Annotated in this window: 18 protein-coding genes; 8 read left to right on the forward strand and 10 right to left on the reverse strand. The window is 65.3% G+C overall.

What is annotated here, in order from left to right; translation table 11 throughout:
* Window positions 1-96: 96 nt before the first annotated feature.
* The 6 genes from BM113_RS10540 to BM113_RS10565 all read right to left on the reverse strand — a co-directional run bounded on the left by BM113_RS10540 (window position 97) and on the right by BM113_RS10565 (window position 5278).
* The gene (locus BM113_RS10540) at window positions 97-282 is read right to left on the reverse strand and encodes a hypothetical protein (protein WP_007140680.1); all 186 of its coding nucleotides are present in this window, start codon (window positions 280-282) and stop codon (window positions 97-99) included.
* A 156-nt stretch (window positions 283-438) separates the two neighbouring features.
* On the reverse strand, window positions 439-2280 hold the full coding sequence (locus BM113_RS10545; protein ID WP_089787781.1) for an FAD-binding protein: 1842 nt from the start codon (window positions 2278-2280) through the stop codon (window positions 439-441).
* Window position 2281: 1 nt separating this feature from the next.
* Window positions 2282-3160 carry a succinate dehydrogenase/fumarate reductase iron-sulfur subunit gene (locus BM113_RS10550; protein ID WP_089787783.1) on the reverse strand — a complete coding sequence of 293 codons (879 nt, stop codon included), beginning with the start codon at window positions 3158-3160 and terminating at the stop codon, window positions 2282-2284.
* A gap of 1 nt (window position 3161) precedes the next feature.
* On the reverse strand, window positions 3162-3527 hold the full coding sequence (locus tag BM113_RS10555) for a succinate dehydrogenase/fumarate reductase transmembrane subunit (protein WP_089787785.1): 366 nt from the start codon (window positions 3525-3527) through the stop codon (window positions 3162-3164).
* Complete coding sequence (sdhC, locus tag BM113_RS10560; protein ID WP_089787787.1) at window positions 3527-3955, reverse strand: succinate dehydrogenase, cytochrome b556 subunit; 429 nt, start codon at window positions 3953-3955, stop codon at window positions 3527-3529. The genes BM113_RS10555 and sdhC overlap by 1 nt, the downstream gene beginning before the upstream one ends.
* 198 nt (window positions 3956-4153) lie before the next feature.
* Complete coding sequence (locus tag BM113_RS10565; RefSeq protein WP_089787790.1) at window positions 4154-5278, reverse strand: succinylglutamate desuccinylase/aspartoacylase family protein; 1125 nt, start codon at window positions 5276-5278, stop codon at window positions 4154-4156.
* A 160-nt stretch (window positions 5279-5438) separates the two neighbouring features.
* On the opposite strand from BM113_RS10565, the gene BM113_RS10570 reads away from it, so the two are divergent.
* From BM113_RS10570 to katG, 6 genes are all read left to right on the forward strand, one after another.
* Complete coding sequence (locus BM113_RS10570; protein ID WP_089787792.1) at window positions 5439-6188, forward strand: GNAT family N-acetyltransferase; 750 nt, start codon at window positions 5439-5441, stop codon at window positions 6186-6188.
* A 46-nt stretch (window positions 6189-6234) separates the two neighbouring features.
* The gene (locus BM113_RS10575) at window positions 6235-6663 is read left to right on the forward strand and encodes a VOC family protein (RefSeq protein ID WP_089787794.1); all 429 of its coding nucleotides are present in this window, start codon (window positions 6235-6237) and stop codon (window positions 6661-6663) included.
* Window positions 6664-6801: 138 nt separating this feature from the next.
* Window positions 6802-8286 carry a flippase gene (locus BM113_RS10580; protein WP_089787884.1) on the forward strand — a complete coding sequence of 495 codons (1485 nt, stop codon included), beginning with the start codon at window positions 6802-6804 and terminating at the stop codon, window positions 8284-8286.
* A 110-nt stretch (window positions 8287-8396) separates the two neighbouring features.
* Window positions 8397-9731 carry a RimK family alpha-L-glutamate ligase gene (locus tag BM113_RS10585; RefSeq protein ID WP_089787796.1) on the forward strand — a complete coding sequence of 445 codons (1335 nt, stop codon included), beginning with the start codon at window positions 8397-8399 and terminating at the stop codon, window positions 9729-9731.
* Window positions 9732-9819: 88 nt separating this feature from the next.
* Entirely contained in the window at window positions 9820-10065 is a 246-nt protein-coding gene (locus BM113_RS10590; RefSeq protein WP_089787798.1) for a PRC-barrel domain-containing protein, read from the forward strand.
* A gap of 528 nt (window positions 10066-10593) precedes the next feature.
* Window positions 10594-12735, forward strand: a complete 2142-nt coding sequence (gene katG, locus BM113_RS10595; RefSeq protein WP_089787886.1) for a catalase/peroxidase HPI — start codon at window positions 10594-10596, stop codon at window positions 12733-12735.
* Window positions 12736-13114: 379 nt separating this feature from the next.
* Here the strand turns inward: katG and BM113_RS10600 are convergent, their stop codons facing one another.
* The 4 genes from BM113_RS10600 to BM113_RS10615 all read right to left on the reverse strand — a co-directional run bounded on the left by BM113_RS10600 (window position 13115) and on the right by BM113_RS10615 (window position 17885).
* The gene (locus BM113_RS10600; protein WP_245758021.1) at window positions 13115-13696 is read right to left on the reverse strand and encodes a calcium-binding protein; all 582 of its coding nucleotides are present in this window, start codon (window positions 13694-13696) and stop codon (window positions 13115-13117) included.
* Window positions 13697-14125: 429 nt separating this feature from the next.
* Entirely contained in the window at window positions 14126-14656 is a 531-nt protein-coding gene (locus BM113_RS10605) for a calcium-binding protein (protein ID WP_245758022.1), read from the reverse strand.
* Window positions 14657-15302: 646 nt separating this feature from the next.
* Window positions 15303-15896, reverse strand: a complete 594-nt coding sequence (locus BM113_RS10610) for a DNA-3-methyladenine glycosylase family protein (RefSeq protein ID WP_089787803.1) — start codon at window positions 15894-15896, stop codon at window positions 15303-15305.
* A gap of 108 nt (window positions 15897-16004) precedes the next feature.
* The gene (locus BM113_RS10615; protein ID WP_089787804.1) at window positions 16005-17885 is read right to left on the reverse strand and encodes an L-aspartate oxidase; all 1881 of its coding nucleotides are present in this window, start codon (window positions 17883-17885) and stop codon (window positions 16005-16007) included.
* A gap of 152 nt (window positions 17886-18037) precedes the next feature.
* Between BM113_RS10615 and BM113_RS10620 the strand changes: the two genes are divergently transcribed.
* Together BM113_RS10620 and BM113_RS10625 are read left to right on the forward strand one after the other, a co-directional pair.
* Entirely contained in the window at window positions 18038-18571 is a 534-nt protein-coding gene (locus BM113_RS10620; protein ID WP_089787806.1) for a metal-dependent hydrolase, read from the forward strand.
* A gap of 64 nt (window positions 18572-18635) precedes the next feature.
* Complete coding sequence (locus BM113_RS10625) at window positions 18636-19700, forward strand: DUF7972 family membrane protein (protein WP_089787807.1); 1065 nt, start codon at window positions 18636-18638, stop codon at window positions 19698-19700.
* Window positions 19701-19706 lie beyond the last annotated feature (6 nt).

A 19706-nucleotide genomic window follows, 5' to 3' on the forward strand; every position in this document is an offset into this window, starting at 1 on the left:
CGAACCACGATAGCCGTTCGCGGCTCTTATCTCTATGGATTCGTCGGGCGATGTTCAGAACTCGGCGAGAGACACAGAGAAGACGGGTTCGAACCGTTACGACTCGAGCGCCATCGACAGCTTCGATAACCCCCACGCAAGCGAGACGAGGAACACGAAGGTCAGGTATCCCACCACGAGCGGGACCGCGATCACCGGCAGCGACTCGTAGAATACGTAGGCGGCCGCGACGAGCAACGGGACGAAAACGAGATTCGCGTAGACGAATCGCGCGATACTCATTTGGCGACGCTACTCCGGGGAGACGGATAGCCCTGCTGGTCTCGCGGTTGGAGCGAAACGGGAAGGGACGAAAGGAGAGCAAAGCACCGACCAGGGAATCGGCCGACTCCGACTGTGGAACCGCCAACTACGAGTATCGAGCCGTAAACGGCGCAGTCAGTAACTGCGCTCTTTCGGCTCGTAGGTCTTGTCCTGGCCCTCGAGGATGACCGGACGGTACCAGACCGACGGCTCGCCGCCGTCCCACGAGACCATCGTGTGCTTGAGCCAGTTCTCGTCGTCGCGGATCTGGTTCTCCTGGCGCCAGTGGGCCCCGCGGAACTCGTTGCGGACCAGGGCACCGAGCGCGATCGTCTCGGCGACGTCGATCAGGTTCCGCGTCTCGATCGTGTGCTGGAGGTCGGTGTTGAACGTCCGCGATGGGTCGTCGACGTAGACGTTCTGGTACTCCTGGCGACACTCGCGGATGATCTCGAGTGCCTTCTTGATCCCGTCTTCCGTGCGGAAGACGTTGACGTAGTCGGTCATCGCCTGCTGGAGCTTCGAGCGGATCTCGGCGTGCTGGACGCCCTCGTCGCGGTCCAGCAGTCGGTCGACGCGGGCACGCTCGCGCTCGACGGCGCGCTCGAGCAGCCCCTCGGCGTCGGCGGCGACGCCGCCGTCGGCCGCGATGGCCTCGTCGACCTCGTCGAGGCCGGCCTTGCCGGGCGTGACCGGGAACTCGGTGTCGTCCTCGTCCTCGGCGTCGTCGCCGTAGCCGGTCCGGATCTCGGCCTCGCCCAGGTCCTCGCCGGCGGCGTGACGACCGGCGCGCTTGCCGAAGACGATCAGTTCCGGGAGGGCGTTCCCGCCCAGGCGGTTGCCGCCGTGGACCGAGACGCAGGCACACTCGCCGGCCGCGTAGAGACCGTCGATACAGGTCTGGCCGTTCTCGTCGGTCTCGATGCCGCCCATCGCGTAGTGCTGGCCGGGCTTGACCGGCATCGGCTCGACGAGCCCGTCGACCCCCTCGAAGTCCTCTGCCAGGTGCAGAATGTTCTCGAGGCGGTCCATGATGCGCTCCTCGCCGAGGTGGCGCATGTCGAGGTGGACGTACTCGTCCTCGATGCCACGCCCCTCGTCGACCTCGGTGAGTTCGGCCCGGGCGACGACGTCGCGGGAGGCGAGTTCGCCGGAGTTGTTCGCGTAGCCGTACTCGAACATGAACCGCTCGCCCTCGCTGTTGTAGAGGATGCCGCCCTCCCCGCGGACGCCCTCGCTGATGAGGACGCCGGTCGACGGCAGCGAGGTGGGGTGGAACTGGATGAATTCCATGTCCTCGAGCGGGGCGCCCGCACGGTAGGCCATCGCGTGGCCGTCGCCGGTACAGGAGACGGCGTTTGTGGTGTGGTCGAAGGCCTGCCCGGGACCGCCGGTCGCGAGGACGACGCCCTGGTTGGCTTTGAAGCCCTCGATGTTGCCGGACTGGACGTCGTAGGCGACGACGCCGTGACACTCCCGATCGTTGGGATCGGGCTCGTCCGTCGTCGCGAGGTTCATCACGTACCACTCGTCGTACACCTGGATGCCCCGCTTGACGACCTGCTCGTACATCGTGTGCAGCAGGTGGTGGCCGGTTTCGGCACCGGCGTACGTGGTGCGGGGGTACGAGAGCCCGCCGAACGGGCGCTGGGAGACGCGACCGTCCTCCTCGCGGGAGAACGGCATCCCCCAGTGCTCGAGGTGCATCGTCTCCTCGGGGGCGTCCTGGGCCAGCGTCTCGACAGCCGGGGCGTCGCCGAGGTAGTCCGACCCCTTCATCGTGTCGTAGGCGTGCAGTTCCCAGTCGTCGCCCTCCTGGAGTGCGGCGTTGATCCCGCCCTCGGCCGCGCCGGTGTGGCTGCGGACCGGATGGAGTTTCGAGACGAGTGCCGTGTCGGCTCCCGCCTCGTGCGCTGCGATCGCGGCTCGGAGGCCGGCGCCGCCCGCGCCGACCACGATGACGTCGTGTTCGTACATATTACCAGAATTTGAGGTTCTTCTTGACGGCCTCCCGCTTGAGTTCCTGGATGTGCTCGGTTAGCGGGATGTCTTTCGGACACACTTCCGTACAGGAGAACTGGGTCTGGCACCGCCAGACGCCGTGTTCCTGCTCGAGAATGCGGAGTCGGTGCTCTTTGATCTCCTCGCTCTCGCGGTCGTCCATCGCGAACTTGTAGGCCTTGTTGATCGCCGCCGGGCCGAGGTACTTGTTGTCGCCGGCCGCGATGTTACACGAGGACATACAGGCGCCACACCAGATACACCGCGAGGACATCTTGATCTTCTCGCGGTTCTCCGGACTCTGGCGCTGCTCCTCGAGGTCGTTGACGTCGGGCGTGTCTTCGTCCTGGAAGTACGGCTCGACGGCGTGCATCTGGTCGTAGAAGTGGCTCATGTCGACGACCAGGTCCTTGACGACCTCCTGGTGGGGCAGCGGTTCGATGCGAACCGGCTGCTCGAGGTCGGAGATCTGGGTCTTGCAGCCGAGTCGCTGTTTGCCGTTGACGAAGAAGGCGTCGGAGCCACAGACCGCCTGTCGACAGGAGTGACGGAACGTAAGCGAGGAGTCGTACTCGTCGCGGGCGTACATGACCGCATCGAGGACGGTCATCCCCTTCTCGAAGGGAACGTGGAAGTCGTCGAAGCGGGGCTCCTGCTTGCCCTCGACTTCGGGGTCGTATCGGAACACTTTGATGTGAACCGTCTCCCCCTCGAGTTCGGCCTGTTTCTCCGACTCCTCGTCGATCGCGCCCGACTCTTTCTCGGCGAGGCGGCGGTCCTGGGGCGACTGGGCCCCCTTCATGTCCGGATCTTTCGGTGCTTCCTGCGTCTCGGGTTCTTGTTGTTGCGTACTCATGTTAGGTCCACCCGGCCATAGCGAGTGCGACGTAGATTCCCTGGACGATCAGCGCGCCACCAGCGATAACAAGGACTGCGAGTACTACTTTCTTCGGGGTTCCGTCGAGACCCTGGTTGACGAGTGCGTTGTAGACGCCGTTGACGCCGTGGAACGCCCCGGCGATCAGGAACAACACCATCGTCAGGAAGTAGCCGACGTTTTGCATCCGCGCCTGCGTGCCGAGGAAGGTCACTTCGTAGGCGTGGTTGACGAAGTGTAGCTGGAAGAAGTGAAACGCGAGGACGACGACGAGAAACGCCGCCGTGATTCGCTGGAGCAGCCACGCGGTCCCGCCGGGGGCGAAGGAACTGTAGCGTTCGGCCATTAGATGCCCACCCCCGAGAGGAACGTCGGAACGCTCGCGACGGTGATGACCCCCGTCAGGATCAGTGAGGCGTAGAAGCTCTTGTCCTGTGCCTCGAGTCCGATGCCGAGGTCGACCATCAGCAGTCGGAGCCCGTTCAGGATGTGGAAGACGGCGACGGCGAGCAACCCGACCTCGAGGACGCGGATGATGAACAGGTCCTCGAGCCCCTGTAGCGTCGTCGTGTAGACGTCCGTCTCCGCCTGAATCATCGCTGGATCACCGCTCGCTGCGCCGATTGACGTACTCAGCACGGCGATGTGGGTGAACAGGTAACCGATCAGCATCCACCCCGTGAACTTGTGGAAGATCCACGCCCACATCCCGGCCTTGAATTCTTTCCAGCGGCCGAAATCCTCGATGAGGCCGCGGTTGTAAGACTGACTCATGCGCTCATGTGGACCGTTTGACCGTGAGGGTATAGAAGTTACTTTTGTCGCTTCCAATTACCGCCACTACCGAGTGGCTCGGGTCGGAAACTCGCGGTGTGCGTGAGCGCGAACCGAACCCGTTCGGGTCGAGCGCGTATCGAACCGGCGATGTCACGCGTCGGATCCGTGCGGCCGGAGAGACCAACCCCTGTCCAGTCAGTCCCGCAGTCGGGACCGGGACCGCGCCCTGCCCTCGCCCCGTTCCCGCTCGAGCGCGGTCAGGGTGTCCTGTGAGAGGCCGACGAGGTGACACAGCGGGTTGCCGGGGTAGACGACGGGGTTCTCGAGAACGCCGACGATGAGGCCGGTAAACGGCGCTTCGACGGTCTCGATGTCGTCCTCTTCCTTGAACGGGTTCGTGATCGAGCAGATCACCTCGCCCTCCCGAACGAGTTCGCCGCGGCCGCGTTTCATGTCGACGATGCCGCCCGCGTCGGCGCGGATCCAGGTCTTCTCGTCGTCGTCGTCGATGACGGTGCGCCAGCCGGGCCAGTGAACGGCCGAGTCGCGATGACAGCCGAACTCGGCCAGCACGCTCGCGACGCCGGTCAGTGCGCGGTCGATGAGGCGTCGCTGGAAGCGGTGGGCCTCGCCCATCTCGACCGTGATCGTCGGCACGCCCGCGTCGGTCGCCTCGCGGCGGAGGGTCCCCGACGGCCCCTCACCGGCGATGATGACGTTGGAACTGAAGGCGTTGGCGACCCGGGCGACCGTCGGATCGTCCATGTTCGCCCGGACGTGGAGCATGTTCGTCCGGCCGCGGGTGGAGGTGTGGAAGTCGAGCCCGAGGTCGCAGGGCTCGATGAAGTTCGTGAAGATGCGGTGGGCCATCCGCCTGGCGCTCGTCGATCCCTCCCGGCCGGGGAACGACCGGTTGAGGTCCCGGTCGTAGATGGGCAGGTATCGCTCCTGGGCGAGGAAGCCGGGGACGTTCATCACGGGCAGGCAGACGAGCGTCCCGTGGAGGTCGGCGTGGTTCCAGTCGTGGGCGACCTCGCGGACGACCTCGATGCCGTTCAACTCGTCGCCGTGGGCCGCCGCCGACAGGAAGACCGTCGGGCCCGGCTGCTCGCCGTTGACGATCGTCACCGGAATGCGGACGGGATCACCCAGGTACGTCTCGCTGATACCGTACCGGATGTTGGCCGATTCGCCGGGGTCGACCCGGCCGCCGTTGTACGTGAACGGTTCGGGATCGTCTCCACTGGCGTCCAGATCGGGGGGCGTGACTGTTGCCTCGTCGGGGGGCTCGAGGTCGTCGCGGGGGACGTCGTCGCTCATATCCCCCGCTGGACGGGACGAAACGTGAATCTTGCCCTCCGAATTACGTCCCCGTATCGTCGCGAGAGATTTTTGGACGAACGGACACTGGATGGCCGAGGTGGTGGAAAATCTCTCCCCGTAACCATACGTTTTATACGAGGGGGTGGTACGCCTCCGCATGGAAATTCGCGAAGCAACTACCACGGACGTCGACGCCGTCCGCTCGATCGCCGAGGAGTCGCTCAACTCTACGTATACGGACTTCCTCGAGGAGGAAACGATCGACGAGGCGATCGAGCAGTGGTACGGGGAGGGGTTCGCGGACTTCCTCGAGGACGACCACGCGCTCGTGCTCGTCGTCGAGCGCGACGGCGAGGTCGTCGGCTTCTCCCAGAGCGAACTGGTCGGACAGCGATACGGGACGGGACAACTCCAGTGGCTCCACGTCGCCCCCGATCAGCGCGGCGACGGCACCGGGGTCCGACTCCTCGTCCGGACCCGCGAACGGCTGCTCGAGGAGGGGGCGGATCAGGTCGTCGGGTTCGTTCTCGCCGACAACGAGGGCGGCAACCAGTTCTACCGGGACCACGGCTTCGAGCGAGCGGGCCAGCGCGAGGTCGAAATCGGCTCCGAAACGTTCACCGAGAACGTCTACGTCGAGAGCGACCTCGAGGACGAGGGCTGGGGTGCCGTCGACGAACTCGAGGTCGACGGCGAAAGCGTCTACGTCAGCTACGGAGAAGCCGCTCGCGGTGCCAAAGCCCCGTTCTACAGTACCTACAGCACGGCGGATCGGGAGGAGGTGTACGCGTGGCTCTGTGGAAACTGCGACTCGCTGGACAACGCCATGGACACGATGGGGCGTATCGAGTGCAACGTCTGTGGCAATCGGCGGAAGGCGACTCGGTGGGACGCCTCGTACCTGTAGTCGGGTGAGGCCTACTGTTTTGTCGGTACGGCAACTGAAAGGCGGTATGGGCGATACCGCCGATACCGGACGGCTCGGACGACTTCACCACATCGAACTGTACGCTTCCGAGTTCACGACGACGGTCGAGTTCTGGGCGTGGTGGCTCACCGAACTCGGGTACGAACCGAAAGACGACTGGGACGGCGGTAGATCCTGGCGGAACGGCCCGACGTACGTGGTACTCGTCGAGGCGGACGACGGGACGTCCCCGTTCGACCGGCGGTCGCCCGGCCTGAATCACCTCGCGTTCCACGCCGATACCCGACAGCGGGTCGACCGCCTTACCGACGGCATCCGTCGCCGGACGGACGCGAAGGTGCTCTACGAGGACCAACACCCCTACGCAGGCGGCTACTACGCGCTCTACTGCGAAGGACCCGAAGGAGTCAAACTCGAGGCCGTGGCGTCCGACGCGGCGCGACGGGCCGAGTAGGACGAGCGTATCCTTCGAATAAGCACACGTTTCGCCCGCAAGCGGGCGGCTTGCTCGTTGTTTACCCCGCATTACAATTGCCCGATCGGGCGTCGGTCGGGGATGACGACCGCGGCGGCGTCGGTCGTGCGCTTCTCTATGAGTTCGAGTACACGCAACCGGATCGTTCGCGGGTTCAAGGCGACGCTCGTCTCGAGGGCGGTCTACATGCTCTCGAGCGCGCTGTTGATGTTCGTCCTCGCGCGCATCCTCGAGCCCGACGGCTACGGGGCGTTGTACTGGGCGATCGGGGTTCTGATGGTCGTCCAGTTGCTCGCCGATCTCGGCATCGGGAAGTCCACGGCGCGGTACATCTCCGAATACAGCGAGAAAGACGAAGGACAGATCCCGCACCTGCTACGGTCGGCCGTCGCGTACAAGCTGGTAGTTCTCGCGGTAGTCGCGTACGCGCTACTGGTCTTTCACGATCGGATCGCGGTCCTGCTCGGGGACCCGGAGGCGGCCCCGTTCCTGGCGGCCGGCGTCCTCTTCATCGTGGCAAACTCCGTTAGCGGCTTCTCGATGATGGCGTTTCAGGGGTTCAATCGCCTCGGTTACAGCGCCGCGGTGCAGGCGGTCAGCGGGGCGACGCGGCTCGTCTTCGCCGTAGGGTTCGTCCTGCTCGGGTTCGGCGCGCTCGGTGCCCTGTTCGGCTACATCGTCGGCTACGCCATCGCCGGGGCGTTCGGGGTCGGCGTTCTCTACTTCAAGTTCTATCGAACCTACGAACCCGCCGAGGAGTACGAAGAGGGACTCTCCAGGCGACTGGCCGAGTACAGCGTGCCGCTGACGGCGACCCGCAGCGCGAACGTCATCGACAAGCGCCTCGACATCGTTCTCGTCGGGGTCTTCCTCCCCTCGGCGGCCGTCGGGTTCTACCAGCTCGGGAAGCAGGTCGTCGACTTCGTGCTCGCCCCCTCGGAGTCGCTCGGGTTCACTATCTCTCCGAACTTCGGCGAACAGAAAGCGAACGACCAGCTCGAGCAGGCCCGCCGGATCTACGAGGAGTCGCTGACCCACACGATGCTGGTCTACATCCCCGCGGCCGTCGGACTCGTGCTGGTCGCCGATCCGTTCGTGACCATGGTCTTCCCGGAGTACGAAGGGGCCATCCCCGTGCTGCAGGTCCTCGCGGGGTTCGTCGTCCTCCAGGCGATCACGAACCTGACCAGCGACAGCCTGGATTACCTCGGCCGCGCCCGCTCCCGCGCGATCGCGAAGGGGGTCACCGCGGTCACCAACTTCGGGCTGAACCTGGTGTTGATCCCGACGATCGGGGTCGTCGGCGCGGCGCTCGCGACGGTCGCGACCCACTCGGTGTACGTCGCGGTCAACCTCTACATCGTCCACGAGGAACTGTCGCTCCGGCTCGGCCGGCTGGCACGGTCGATCGGGACGATCTGTGCGATCACGCTCGTGATGGCCATCGCCGTCTCGCTCGTGACCCCGCTGGTCTCGAACCTCCCCATGCTGGTCGGCGCGATCACGCTCGGGGCGGCGACGTGGGCCGTACTCGCGGTGGCCAGCGGCCTGCTCGATCCCACCGAAGTCCGAGCCGTCATCCGGTCCGAGGGGAGCCACTGAACCGGCCGCCTCGAGAGGTCGACCGTGAATCTTCGGCGACGACCGAGGACGGGCGCGTCCGCTTGCGGTTCCCTATCAATACTTATCCCGGCGGTCGGCATCTAGTGTGTATGATCGACGACCCCGTCACCGTCGGCGTCCTGAGTTTTCACACGAGCAAAGAGACGAAAGCGATCCTCAACGCGGTGGAGGAACTGGGCCACGACACGGCGTGGCTTCGAACCGAGAACACCTCGGTTAGCATCGTCGACGGGAGCGTCGTCTTGGAACCCGACGTCGACGTGATCGCGAACCGAATGCTGCTGTCGAACACCGAACAGCCCTGCGAGGAACTGGGACTGGCGAACACCTTCGCACAGCTCGTCCCGATGCTCAACGAGCCGACGAGCGTCCTCACCGCCGTACACAAGCTCTCGACGGCGACGGCGCTCGCGAGCCGGGACGTTCGCACGCCGAACGTGACGCTCGCGCTCAGCAGCGACACCCTGAACGCCGCCCGCGACCGGTACGGCGAGGAGGCGGTCTACAAGACCGCGATCGGCACCCACGGCGGCGGCACCTGGAAGGTCGGGCCGGACGAGCCGGTCAACGCTCGGGTCGGGAACCGCTATGCCTTCCTGCAGGAACTCGTCGATCGCGAGGACGTTCGCCACCGCGACCTCCGGGTCTACGTCGTCGACGGCGAAATCGTCGCCGCGATGTATCGGTACGCGCCGGACAACGACTGGCGGACGAACGTCGCACTCGGCGGCTCCGTCGAGGACGCGACCGGAGACCTGCCCGACGAGGCCGCGGAGATGGCGGTCCGGTCGGCCGAGGCGATCGGACTCGACTACGCGGGCGTCGACCTCGTCGAGGGCGACGAGGGCTGGTTCGTCCTCGAGGTCAACCCGACGGCCGGATTCAAGGGGCTCTACCAGGCGACGGGCGTCAGTCCCGCTCCCCGGATCGCGAAACTGGCGATCGAACGGGCGGGCGGCGACGTCGACGACGAGCGGGTCGACGAGCTATCGCGTGTGCTGGACGACTCGCGGCCGACGGCCCAGCCGGTCCAGCAGACGCCGACCGACACCGAACCCGCCGTCATCGGCTACATCGAGGAGGTCGTCCTCTCGGGTACCAGCGGGTCGTCGACGGTCCGTGCGAAGTCGGACACGGGAGCCACACGGACGAGCATCGACACGGGCCTCGCCGCGGACATCGGTGCGGGACCGATCAAGTCGATCACCCGCATCAGGTCCGGGAGCAGCAAGACCGCGAAGAGCCGTCCCGTCGTCGACGTGGTCGTCGGGGTCGGGGGGAACCAGCACACCGTCACCGCGAGCGTCGAAGACCGGAGCCACATGGACTACCCAGTCCTGCTCGGCCGGGACATCCTCGAGAACTACCGGGTGGACGTGAGTCGGCGTATCGACGGTGGTGACGGCGACACGCCCGAGGAGTAACGGATCACGGAAAACTGGAACGGCGACCGTCCGGGGCCGACCCGACCGACCAGTTGTTTTATTTATCTTTCCGCCGAACCGACGAGTTATGACGACGGTCCTCGCTTCGACGCTCTCCGACACTCCAGTGCTCGGCTCCGACGGAACCGAGATCGGAACGGTCCACAACGTGACGATGGACGTCGAAACCGGCCGGCTGGCGCACCTCCTCGTTTCGCCGGCGACGGAACGGAGCTACGGGTTCGCACGGACTGAAGATGGACGGCTCCGGGTTCCCGCGGGTCGAATGGTGGACGTCGGCGACTACGTGGTGATCGACCGTTCCGTCGAATGAGAAAGCGCGAGGCGGTCACCGCCGGCGCCGACCACCCCGGATATGCTCCCCTGGCCTTCACACGGACAAACTTTCATTTTCACTCCCGGAGATCCAGAGGGAGTAACGGGAAACGATGTTCGGGGCCGGTCCATCGAATTTACGGATCCGATATCGACGACTACCGACGAGACCGGCCGTCAGTGTGGGGGCGCTCGTCAGGGGGATCGATCGACCGAGTTCCTGAGACCGACGTCGAAGTCGTTGCAGACGGCGGACAGCGAACCCACTATCAGCACCTGAGTCGGCGGAATTCTCGAACCAGAAGCCGGAACCGACCCCTGGCCGCCACCGTTCGAGCGAACAGACGGGCCGACCGGAGCGACGGGAGCCCCGATCTATAACGGACTCATCGGGGTCGTGCCGGCGACACGTCGCGAGCCCGGCGTCGACCACGATTCCTAATTCGATAATATTTTTTGGCTACTCACGAACACTTCCTTTCTCGATTAGACAATCTTAATAGGCAAAAGTAGCAATCGTCTGATGATGATAGGCTCTGACCAAGACTGGTGGCCGAACCAGTTGGACCTGGAGGTTCTCGACCAGAACGCCGAACAGGTCGATCCACGGGGCGAGGATTTCGACTACGCCGAGGAGTTCGAAAAACTCGACCTCGAGGAAGTGAAAGCAGACATCGAAGACGTCCTGACGACGTCCCGGGAGTGGTGGCCGGCGGACTACGGCCACTACGGCCCGCTGATGATCCGGATGGCGTGGCACAGCGCCGGCACGTATCGAACCAGCGACGGGCGCGGCGGTGCCGACGGCGGTCGACAGCGGCTCCCACCGCTCAACAGCTGGCCCGACAACGCGAACCTCGACAAGGCCCGACGCCTGCTCTGGCCGGTCAAACAGAAGTACGGCCGCAAACTCTCGTGGGCCGACCTGATGATCCTGGCCGGCAACGTCGCCCTCGAGTCGATGGGCTTCGAAACGTTCGGCTTCGCGGGCGGACGCGAGGACGAGTTCAAGCCCGACAAGTCCGTCTACTGGGGCCCCGAGAACAAGATGGAGGAGTCCGACCGGTTCAGCGACGAGGGTGAACTCGAGGAGCCCCTGGGCGCCACCGTCATGGGCCTCATTTACGTGAACCCGGAGGGCCCGGACGGCGAACCCGACCCGGAGGCCTCCGCCGAGCGGATCCGGGAGTCGTTCGGCCGCATGGCCATGAACGACGAGGAGACGGCCGCGCTCATCGCCGGCGGCCACACCTTCGGGAAGGTCCACGGTGCCGACGACCCCGACGAACACGTCGGCCCCGAACCCGAAGCGGCCCCCATCGAACAGCAGGGCTTCGGCTGGGAGAACGAGTACGGCGAGGGCAAGGGTCCCGACACGATTACCAGCGGGATCGAGGGCCCGTGGAACACCACGCCGACCCAGTGGGACACGAGTTACATCGACAACCTGCTCAACTACGAGTGGGAGCCCGAGAAAGGTCCCGGCGGCGCGTGGCAGTGGACCACCAAGAGCGGCGAACTCGACGAGGCCGCGCCGGGCGTCGACGACCCCTCCGAGCGGGAAGACGTCATGATGCTGACGACGGACGTCGCCCTGAAGCGCGACCCCGACTACCGGGAGATCCTCGAGCGCTTCCAGGAGAACCCCATGGAGTTCGGAATGGCCTTCGCGAAGGCCTGGTACAAGCTGACCCATCGCGACATGGGCCCGCCGGAGCGGTTCCTCGGTCCGGAGGTCCCCGACGAGGAGATGCTCTGGCAGGACCCGCTCCCCGACGCCGACTACGACCTGATCGGGGACGAGGAGGTCGCCGAACTCAAAGAGGAGATCCTCGCGTCGGACCTCTCGGTCTCCCAGCTGGTCAAGACTGCCTGGGCGGCGGCGTCGACCTACCGCGACAGCGACAAGCGCGGCGGCGCCAACGGTGCCCGCATCCGCCTCGAGCCCCAGCGTAGCTGGGAAGTCAACGAGCCCGACGAACTCGAGACGGTCCTGTCGACCTACGATGGGATCCAGGAGGAGTTCAACGCCTCTCGATCGGACGACGTGCGCGTCTCGCTCGCGGACCTGATCGTGCTCGGCGGCAACGCGGCCGTCGAACAGGCTGCGGCGGACGCCGGCTACGACGTCGAGGTTCCGTTCGAACCGGGCCGTACCGACGCCACGCAGGAGCAGACCGACGTCGACTCGTTCGAGGCGCTCAAGCCCGATGCGGACGGGTTCCGTAACTACCTCCCGGACGACCTCGACTACCCCGCGGAGGAGGCGCTGGTCAACAAAGCCGACCTCCTCGACCTGACGGCCGACGAGATGACGGTGCTGGTCGGCGGTCTGCGCGCGCTGGGCGCGACCTACCAGGACACGGACCTCGGCGTCTTCACGGACGAGCCGGAGACGCTGACCAACGACTTCTTCGACACCGTCCTCGACATGGACTACGAGTGGAAGCAGGTCTCCGAGGGCGAGGAAGTCTACGAACTGGTCGACCGCGAGACGGGCGAGGTCGAGTGGCGGGGCAGCCGCGTGGATCTGATCTTCGGTTCGCACGCCCGACTCCGTGCCATCGCGGAAGTGTACGCGGCCGAAGACGGCGAAGAGCAGTTCGTCGAGGACTTCGTCGACGCGTGGAGCCACGTGATGCAGGCCGACCGCTTCGACCTCGAGTAATCGGAATCGAGAGTCTCCCCAGAGCCGAGTTCGACGGCAGTGCCGACGTCGGTGCCGACCGCCTGGGGTAGTCGGTTGCCGACGGCGGATGGCCGTTCTACCGCTTCCTGGGTCCGTTTACCGTTCTTTTCGTTCGCAGTTACTACTCGTCGCCGTACGTATCGAAATCCGTCGCCGTACGCGTCGAAACGGCGTTTGATCACCCGACTCGAGTCGGCAATCCTCGACGCATCGACGTGCTCCGATCGGAACGAACGGAACGAACGGAACGCTCGAGAGCCTGCTATCACCTCGATGGACGCCCAAAGAAGGTCGAATCGAACGCCGGGACGACCTGACGGGACGTATCGATACCGACGCGGCGAGAGGGGAAAACGGACTATCCGAAGATGCCGTCGTCGTCGTCTTCGTCCTCTTCTTCTTCCGGAGGTTCTTCACCGGCCGGTTCGTCTTCGGTTTCGGTGTCTTCTTCGTCTTCGGTTTCAGTTTCGTCCTCGGTTTCGTCCTCGGTTTCGTCCTCGGTGTCGTCCTCCGTGTCCTCTTCCTCGTCGTCGACCTCACCTTCCCCGATGCTGACGTCGACCTCGAGCAGGTTCGCCTCCGCGTTGCGGAAGGAGGCGTCGCTGGCCAGCGTCACCGTGTCCCCTTCGCTGACGTCGGCCTCGTCCTCGTCGACGATGAGGTGCCCCAGCACGGTTCCCGCACCGATGTCGAACTGGACGATGTACAGGTCCCAGTCGTCGACGGGATCGAACTCGTCCTCGAAGTTCTCCAGGACGTTGTCCCGATTGGAGGTCTGCAGCTCGGCGAGAACCTCGGCGTCGACGTCAGGGTAGTAGTCCCTTCCGGTGATGACGACCTCCCCGTCGCCATCACCGTCGTCTTGCTGTGCAGCCGCCGTGCTCGCGCTGGCCCCGGCACCTACCGCGAGCGCGGTCGCCGCCAGTGTTCCCTTTTTCATAAACGAACGACGCGAATCTCCACTGTCGAACTGATCTTCCTCACTCATGTCTCTCATGCCCCTGGGGGCAAGCGAAGTTGGCCGATGGCACGTATAAAGCGACTCGTCCGTTTCGTCGGCCATGCGACCGTTTCGGCCGGTAATACCGGAACTAGTCGCGCTACACGCCCGGCGTCGTGGCCGCGAGGCTGCGAGACGCCGAACGGGGAACCGGCCGATCGTCGTCGACACCCGTCGGTGCGCTGTTCGTCTCGAGCGGTTATGGAAACGGCCCGATCGGATGGATGAAAGACCGCCGAAAGCGGCCGCGTCGAAAGCAACTGATCGAGCGACCACCGTGCCGTCGAACGAAAGGACTGTTTCCCCGGAAAACGAGCGATTTTATCGGCAGAGAACCGGTAAAAGTCAATTGCTGCGGGGAGCGTACCGCTACGCTCCGTCGCTTTCGTCGTCGCCCATGCCGTCGTCTTCGGTCTCGTCGTCCATCCCGTCGTCTTCAGTCTCGTCGGCTCCCATGTCTTCGTCTTCGTCTTCGTCCTCGTCCTCGTCCTCGTCCTCGTCGTCGCTAGCGCCCCCTCCTCCGGTACTGACCTCGACCAGGTTCGCCTCCGCGTCGCGGAAGGAGGCGTCGCCGGAGAGCGTCACCGTGTCGCCTTCGCTGACGTCGGCCTCGTCCTCGTCGACGAAGAGGTGACCCAGCACGGTCCCCGCGCCGATGTCGAACTGGACGATGTAGACGTCCCAGTCGTCGACGGGGTCGAACGTTTCCTCGAAGTTCTCGAGGATCGTATCGCGCGTCCCCGTCTCGAGTTCGGCGAGGACGTCGGCGTCGACGTCCGGGTAGTAGTCACTGCCGGTGAGGACGACTTCGCCCTCATCGTCTTGCTGTGCAGCCGCCGTACTCGCGGTGGCACCGGCACCGACCGCGAGCGCGGTCGCCGCCAGTGTTCCCTTTTTCATAAACGAACGACGCGAATCTCCACTGTCGAACTGATCTTCCTCGCTCATATCTCTCATGCCCCTGAGGGCAAGGGGAATTGGCCGATAGCGTGCATAAAGCAGACAGTCCGTTTCGGACCTCAACGCGACCGTTTCGCGGATTAATTCCGAAAAAAGCCGAGATGACGGTATGAGAGGCTCGTATCGACTCTCTCGACTCAGCGAAACGCGGCGTTTTCGTGATCGACTCGAGTCGCCAGGCAGCAAATACGTGATTTCGGAAACGGGAGTCGCACGAGGGAATTTCGGGCTCTCGAGGTATGGGTGACGGCGTACCCCGGTTGCGATCCCGGCGGACCTCCTGGCGGTTCTCCGCTGGCGGGACCCGAGACCTCGGGTCGAGGTCGACGGTCGGTCTCGGGAGTGGCGGAAGTGGATCGTCGAACCCGGAATAAGCGACTTTTGACGACCGTTGTCCGCGTATTACCGATCGATAGCCGCGTGTGCAAGCCCCATCCTTATCCGACTGTTTGGCGCTCATCATTCTGGCTTTCCCGGGTGCCGAGATGGGCGTATCCGGGGGAGCCGTTCGGTCGTGAAACCGCCTGCCGACTCCGTGTAGAGCGTGTCTCCCTCGGAGTCGGCTTTCGCCTGGCGGCGGCTCGGGTCACGAGTCGGACTCGTACTCCGCCCAGATGTATCGCGTCGCGACGCTTCGGTACGGTCGCCACGGTTCGGCGATCTCGCGCATTTCCGCACGGGTTAGCTCCTCGCCGTCGGCGTACAGCGCCTCGATCCCCCGCCGAACCGCGAGGTCACCGAGCGGCAACACGTCGGGGCGCTCGAGAACGAACAGGAGGTACATCCGCGCGGTCCACTCGCCGACCCCCTTGATTTCGGTGAGATGGTCGATCACCTCGTCGTTGTCGTAATCGGCGAGTCCGGCCCGGGTGTAGTCCCGCTCCTGGAACGCGCGGGCGGCGTTTCGCATGTATTCGATCTTGCTGCGAGAGAGGCCGGCGTCGCGCAACGCCGCGTCGTCGGCAGCGAGGACTCGACCGGGAGTGATCTCCTGGTTCAGGACGTCGAACACCCGCTCGCGGACGGCGGCGGCGCTCGCCGTCGAGAGCTGTTGGTTGATGATCGAGATACAGAGCCGTTCGTACTCGGTCCAGTCGGGTTCGACGTAGGGATCGTGACGCTCCACGAGATCCGCCATGACGGGATCCTCTCGAAGGACGGAGTGGGCCTCTTCGAACATTCGTCGTGTCCGTTCACGGGACTGCGGCGGCATATGCGTCTCGGTCCGGGTTCCACGTTCCGCCTCGAGTACGCCACGAACCCACCCTCTCCCGCCGTCGCCGAGAAGTCATTCGAGGTGGTGGTAATCCAGTTCGTACCCCTCCTCGAGCGCCTCACGGACGGCGGGGCTGGGCTCGCCGACCCCGCACCGATCGATCGAGCGTTCGCCGCCCTCGATCGAGACGACGAGGTTGACCCGCCAGTCCTCGTCGGTCTCGGGGTAATCGGTTCGGAAGTGGGCACCGCGGGATTCGGTCCGCTCGAGGGCCGCCCGGAGGGCCATCTCGGCGACCGTGAGGCCGAACGAGAGGTCGACGGCGTACTCGAAGGACGTCGACGTCAGGCCGCCCTCGACGCGCAGATCGGTCGTCCGTTCCCGGATCCCCTCGAGTTTCGCGAGTGCCTCGCGCAGTCCCTCCTCGTCGCGGAGAATGCCGGCGTGACGCCACATCAAAGCCCGCAGATCGGCGAGCAGTTCGGTCGGTTCGACGTGACCGTCGGCGGCCGCCAGCGTCTCGAGGCCGGCGAACTCCCGCTGCGCGAGCGCACGCGTCTCGTCGGTTATCGTCGGCGACTCGTCCTCAGTCGTCACCTCGCTCGCGACGTGTTCGCCCACGAGCTTCCCGATCGCGACGGTCTCGGCGAGCGAGTTGCCCCCGAGACGGTTCGCGCCGTGGACGCCCGCGACGGTCTCGCCGACCGCGTAGAGCCCCTCGACGCCAGTCTCGCCGGTCTCGAAGTCGACGTCGACGCCCCCCATCGTGTAGTGAGCCGTCGGCGCGACCTCGATCGGGTCCTCGGTGATGTCGACGCCCAGCGACTCGAACCGCTCGACCATCCGCGGCAACCGATCGCGGACGTAGTCGTCGTCGCGGTGGGAGATGTCGAGGAAGACGCCGCCGTTCTCGGTGCCCCGTCCCTCCTCGAGTTCGCGGGCGATCGCACGGGCGACGACGTCGCGGGCGTCGAGTTCCATCTGATCGGGCGAGTACCGTTCCATGAACCGCTCGCCCTCGGTGTTGTAGAGTCGGCCGCCCTCGCCGCGGACCGCCTCGGTGACGAGGCGGCCGTCCCACTCCTCGCCGTAGCGCTCGCCGACCATGCCCGTCGGGTGGAACTGGACGAACTCGAGGTCGAGCAGCCGAGCGCCGGCCTCGAGCGCCAGCGCCTGCGCGTCGCCGTTGTTCTCGTCGGCCCGCGAGGAGTGACGATCGAAGACCGCGGAGAATCCGCCCGCGGCGAGGACGACGTGGTTCGAACGAAAGAGAAGCCCGCGGCCGGACTCCATGTCGAACCCGACGGCCCCGGAGACCCGCTGGCCGTCCGAGAGCAAGCGGGTGATCATGACGTTCTCGCGGTAGGGTACCTCGAGTTCCTGCGCCCGATCGATGAGCGCCTCGAGCATGGCCTCGCCGGTGCGGTCGCCGACGAAACACGTGCGGCGGTACGACTGCGCGCCGAAGTACCGCTGGTTGATCGCACCGTCCTCGGTACGGTCGAACGGCATCCCCCACTCCGCGAGTTCGCGGATCCGGTCTGGCATCTCGCGGGCCGTGAGTTCGACGGCGGTGGGGTCGTTCAGGTGGTGGCCCTCGTTCAGCGTGTCCGCGGCGTGGATCGTCCAGTCGTCCTCGTCGTCGAGCGAGCCGAGTGCGGCGTTGATCCCGCCCGCGGCCCACGTCGTGTGGGCGTCGCCGTGGTCGCGCTTGCCGATCACCAGCGGCTCGACGCCGGCTTCGGCGAGTTCGATGGCGACCCGGGCACCGGCCGCGCCCGCCCCGATCACGAGTACTGGGACGGAGACGACGTCGTACTCGAGGCCGTCCGCCGACGAGGGACCCTCCCCGTGTTCGATTCGGTTCGCTACCCCGGCGTCGCGACCGTTATCCGCCGGTCGTCGCGCATCGCCGTCGGCAGTTCGGCGGTCGTCAGCGGATGGTTCTGTCATCGATGTAACCTCAGTGCCGAGCGGGTTTAGGGAGAGACCCAAACGACGTAGCCCCCCACATTCTTGCCGTAGAGAGGCCCTATTTCCAGATCAGGGCCGCCGACCACCCCCTTCCCCACGCTTACTCCGCTCGAGATGGAAGCCACGGACGGATGCAACCGGTCGTCCACCTGGCCGTCGGCTACGTCTGTTACGCAATATACACGCGTCGGCGATGCGACGCTAGCCCTCGCGACGGGCCGGCGATCGCCGCGATCCTCGGCGCTGCCCTTCCGGACCTCCTGGACAAGCCGATCTGGCTCGTCGGCATCGTCGACGTCGGGCGGACGATCGGCCACTCGCTGCTGTTCGCGCTCCCGCTGCTCGTCGCTCTCGGGCTGTACGCACGCTCGAGCGACCGGGAGGTCCTCGCGGTCGCGTTCGCCGTCGGATACCTCTCGCACGTCGCAACCGACGTTCCCTGGCACGTCCTCTCGGGGGACGTCCACGAACTCGGCTTCCTCCTCTGGCCGATCACGCCGATGCCGCCGTACAGCGGGACGAAACCGCTCGCGACGGTACCGGGCCTCGAGGTGACGGTGACGACGCTGTGGCTCGAGGCGGTCGTGCTCGTCGCGGGTATCGGACGCTGGTGGGTCGACGGAAAACCGGGGCTCGAGGCTGTTTCCCGGGCCCTGAGCGGGTAGACCTCTCGGGGACTGGTCGTGGTCCGGTAGTAGCTTTTTGCACGTCGGGGCTGTCAGACCACCGATGGTCGACGGCGAATCCCTGCTTCGATCCGCCCGACGTCGGTTCGGCACGTCGGAGCGACGGATCGATCGCTCGAGCGAGAACCGGATCAAGGAGTGGGTCCTCTTCGACGGCAACCGCGAGCGGGTCGCGACCGGATTGCTCGCGGCCGTGTTCGTTCTCCTGCTCGTCATGGGCGGACTCTGGCCGATCGAATACCAGGAGCTGTTGAGCGAAACGACGATGGTCCAGACGGTGTTCGACACCCTGCTGAGCGGGACGATCCTGCTCGTGTCGATCGTCGTCTCGATCGCCGCGGTCGGCATCTCCCAGGAACTCACGTCGCTCGGCGACCAGTCCGAACGGGTCGACACGACCATCGACTTCCAGGCCGAGATCGAGGATCACGGCATCGTGGACGTCAGTCCGGCACGTCCGGGGAAGTTCACCGCGGTCGTTCTCCGGTCGATCAAACAGCGCGCCCACGAACTGCAGGAACTCGACGGAAACGCCGGCGCGGAGTACCGCCACGAGGTCGACCGCCTCCAGAGCGACATCCGGAAGAACACCGAGGAGGTGTTGACCACCCTCTCCCGGGTTCCCAACGGCTCGACGGACGAACTCCTCACCGGCCTGAACTACGACTCCTCGTGGCAACTGCACCAGTCGCGTCGGATCCTCACGAAGTACGACGACCGACTCACTGCCGAGGAACGGGCGGTAATCGAGGACATCATGGACACGCTTCACAAACTGATGGTCTGTCGCGAGTACTTCAAGACCCTCTACTACAAACTCGAGCTTTCGGACCTCACGACGACGCTGTTGACTGTCTCGCTACCGATTATCGTTTTCATCACGTACGTGTTGCTCGCCCTCGACAGCGGGCTCTTCCCCGACGTCTCGCTGTTCGGGTATACGCCGCTGACCGTCTTCATCAGCTTCGCCTACACCATCGCGCTCGCACCCTACGCGGTACTCACGTCGTACGTCCTCCGTGCCGCGACGGTGACGAAACTGACGCCGGAGGAGGGCCCGTTCGTGCTCGACGCCGACCGGGAGACGGCCTACGATCGGGAGGAGTGATCGGAC

The sequence above is a fragment of the Natronobacterium haloterrestre genome (genome assembly GCF_900112205.1).
Classification (GTDB): domain Archaea; phylum Halobacteriota; class Halobacteria; order Halobacteriales; family Natrialbaceae; genus Natronobacterium; species Natronobacterium haloterrestre.

What these genes read in the sequence shown, in the direction of transcription:
- BM113_RS10540 (WP_007140680.1), bottom strand. Translation starts at nt 282, where the DNA reads ATGAGTATCGCGCGATTCGTCTACGCGAATCTCGTTTTCGTCCCGTTG.
- BM113_RS10545 (WP_089787781.1), bottom strand. Translation starts at nt 2,280, where the DNA reads ATGTACGAACACGACGTCATCGTGGTCGGCGCGGGCGGCGCCGGCCTC.
- BM113_RS10550 (WP_089787783.1), bottom strand. Translation starts at nt 3,160, where the DNA reads ATGAGTACGCAACAACAAGAACCCGAGACGCAGGAAGCACCGAAAGAT.
- BM113_RS10555 (WP_089787785.1), bottom strand. Translation starts at nt 3,527, where the DNA reads ATGGCCGAACGCTACAGTTCCTTCGCCCCCGGCGGGACCGCGTGGCTG.
- sdhC (WP_089787787.1), bottom strand. Translation starts at nt 3,955, where the DNA reads ATGAGTCAGTCTTACAACCGCGGCCTCATCGAGGATTTCGGCCGCTGG.
- BM113_RS10565 (WP_089787790.1), bottom strand. Translation starts at nt 5,278, where the DNA reads ATGAGCGACGACGTCCCCCGCGACGACCTCGAGCCCCCCGACGAGGCA.
- BM113_RS10570 (WP_089787792.1), top strand. Translation starts at nt 5,439, where the DNA reads ATGGAAATTCGCGAAGCAACTACCACGGACGTCGACGCCGTCCGCTCG.
- BM113_RS10575 (WP_089787794.1), top strand. Translation starts at nt 6,235, where the DNA reads ATGGGCGATACCGCCGATACCGGACGGCTCGGACGACTTCACCACATC.
- BM113_RS10580 (WP_089787884.1), top strand. Translation starts at nt 6,802, where the DNA reads ATGAGTTCGAGTACACGCAACCGGATCGTTCGCGGGTTCAAGGCGACG.
- BM113_RS10585 (WP_089787796.1), top strand. Translation starts at nt 8,397, where the DNA reads ATGATCGACGACCCCGTCACCGTCGGCGTCCTGAGTTTTCACACGAGC.
- BM113_RS10590 (WP_089787798.1), top strand. Translation starts at nt 9,820, where the DNA reads ATGACGACGGTCCTCGCTTCGACGCTCTCCGACACTCCAGTGCTCGGC.
- katG (WP_089787886.1), top strand. Translation starts at nt 10,594, where the DNA reads ATGATAGGCTCTGACCAAGACTGGTGGCCGAACCAGTTGGACCTGGAG.
- BM113_RS10600 (WP_245758021.1), bottom strand. Translation starts at nt 13,696, where the DNA reads ATGAAAAAGGGAACACTGGCGGCGACCGCGCTCGCGGTAGGTGCCGGG.
- BM113_RS10605 (WP_245758022.1), bottom strand. Translation starts at nt 14,656, where the DNA reads ATGAAAAAGGGAACACTGGCGGCGACCGCGCTCGCGGTCGGTGCCGGT.
- BM113_RS10610 (WP_089787803.1), bottom strand. Translation starts at nt 15,896, where the DNA reads ATGTTCGAAGAGGCCCACTCCGTCCTTCGAGAGGATCCCGTCATGGCG.
- BM113_RS10615 (WP_089787804.1), bottom strand. Translation starts at nt 17,885, where the DNA reads ATGACAGAACCATCCGCTGACGACCGCCGAACTGCCGACGGCGATGCG.
- BM113_RS10620 (WP_089787806.1), top strand. Translation starts at nt 18,038, where the DNA reads ATGCAACCGGTCGTCCACCTGGCCGTCGGCTACGTCTGTTACGCAATA.
- BM113_RS10625 (WP_089787807.1), top strand. Translation starts at nt 18,636, where the DNA reads ATGGTCGACGGCGAATCCCTGCTTCGATCCGCCCGACGTCGGTTCGGC.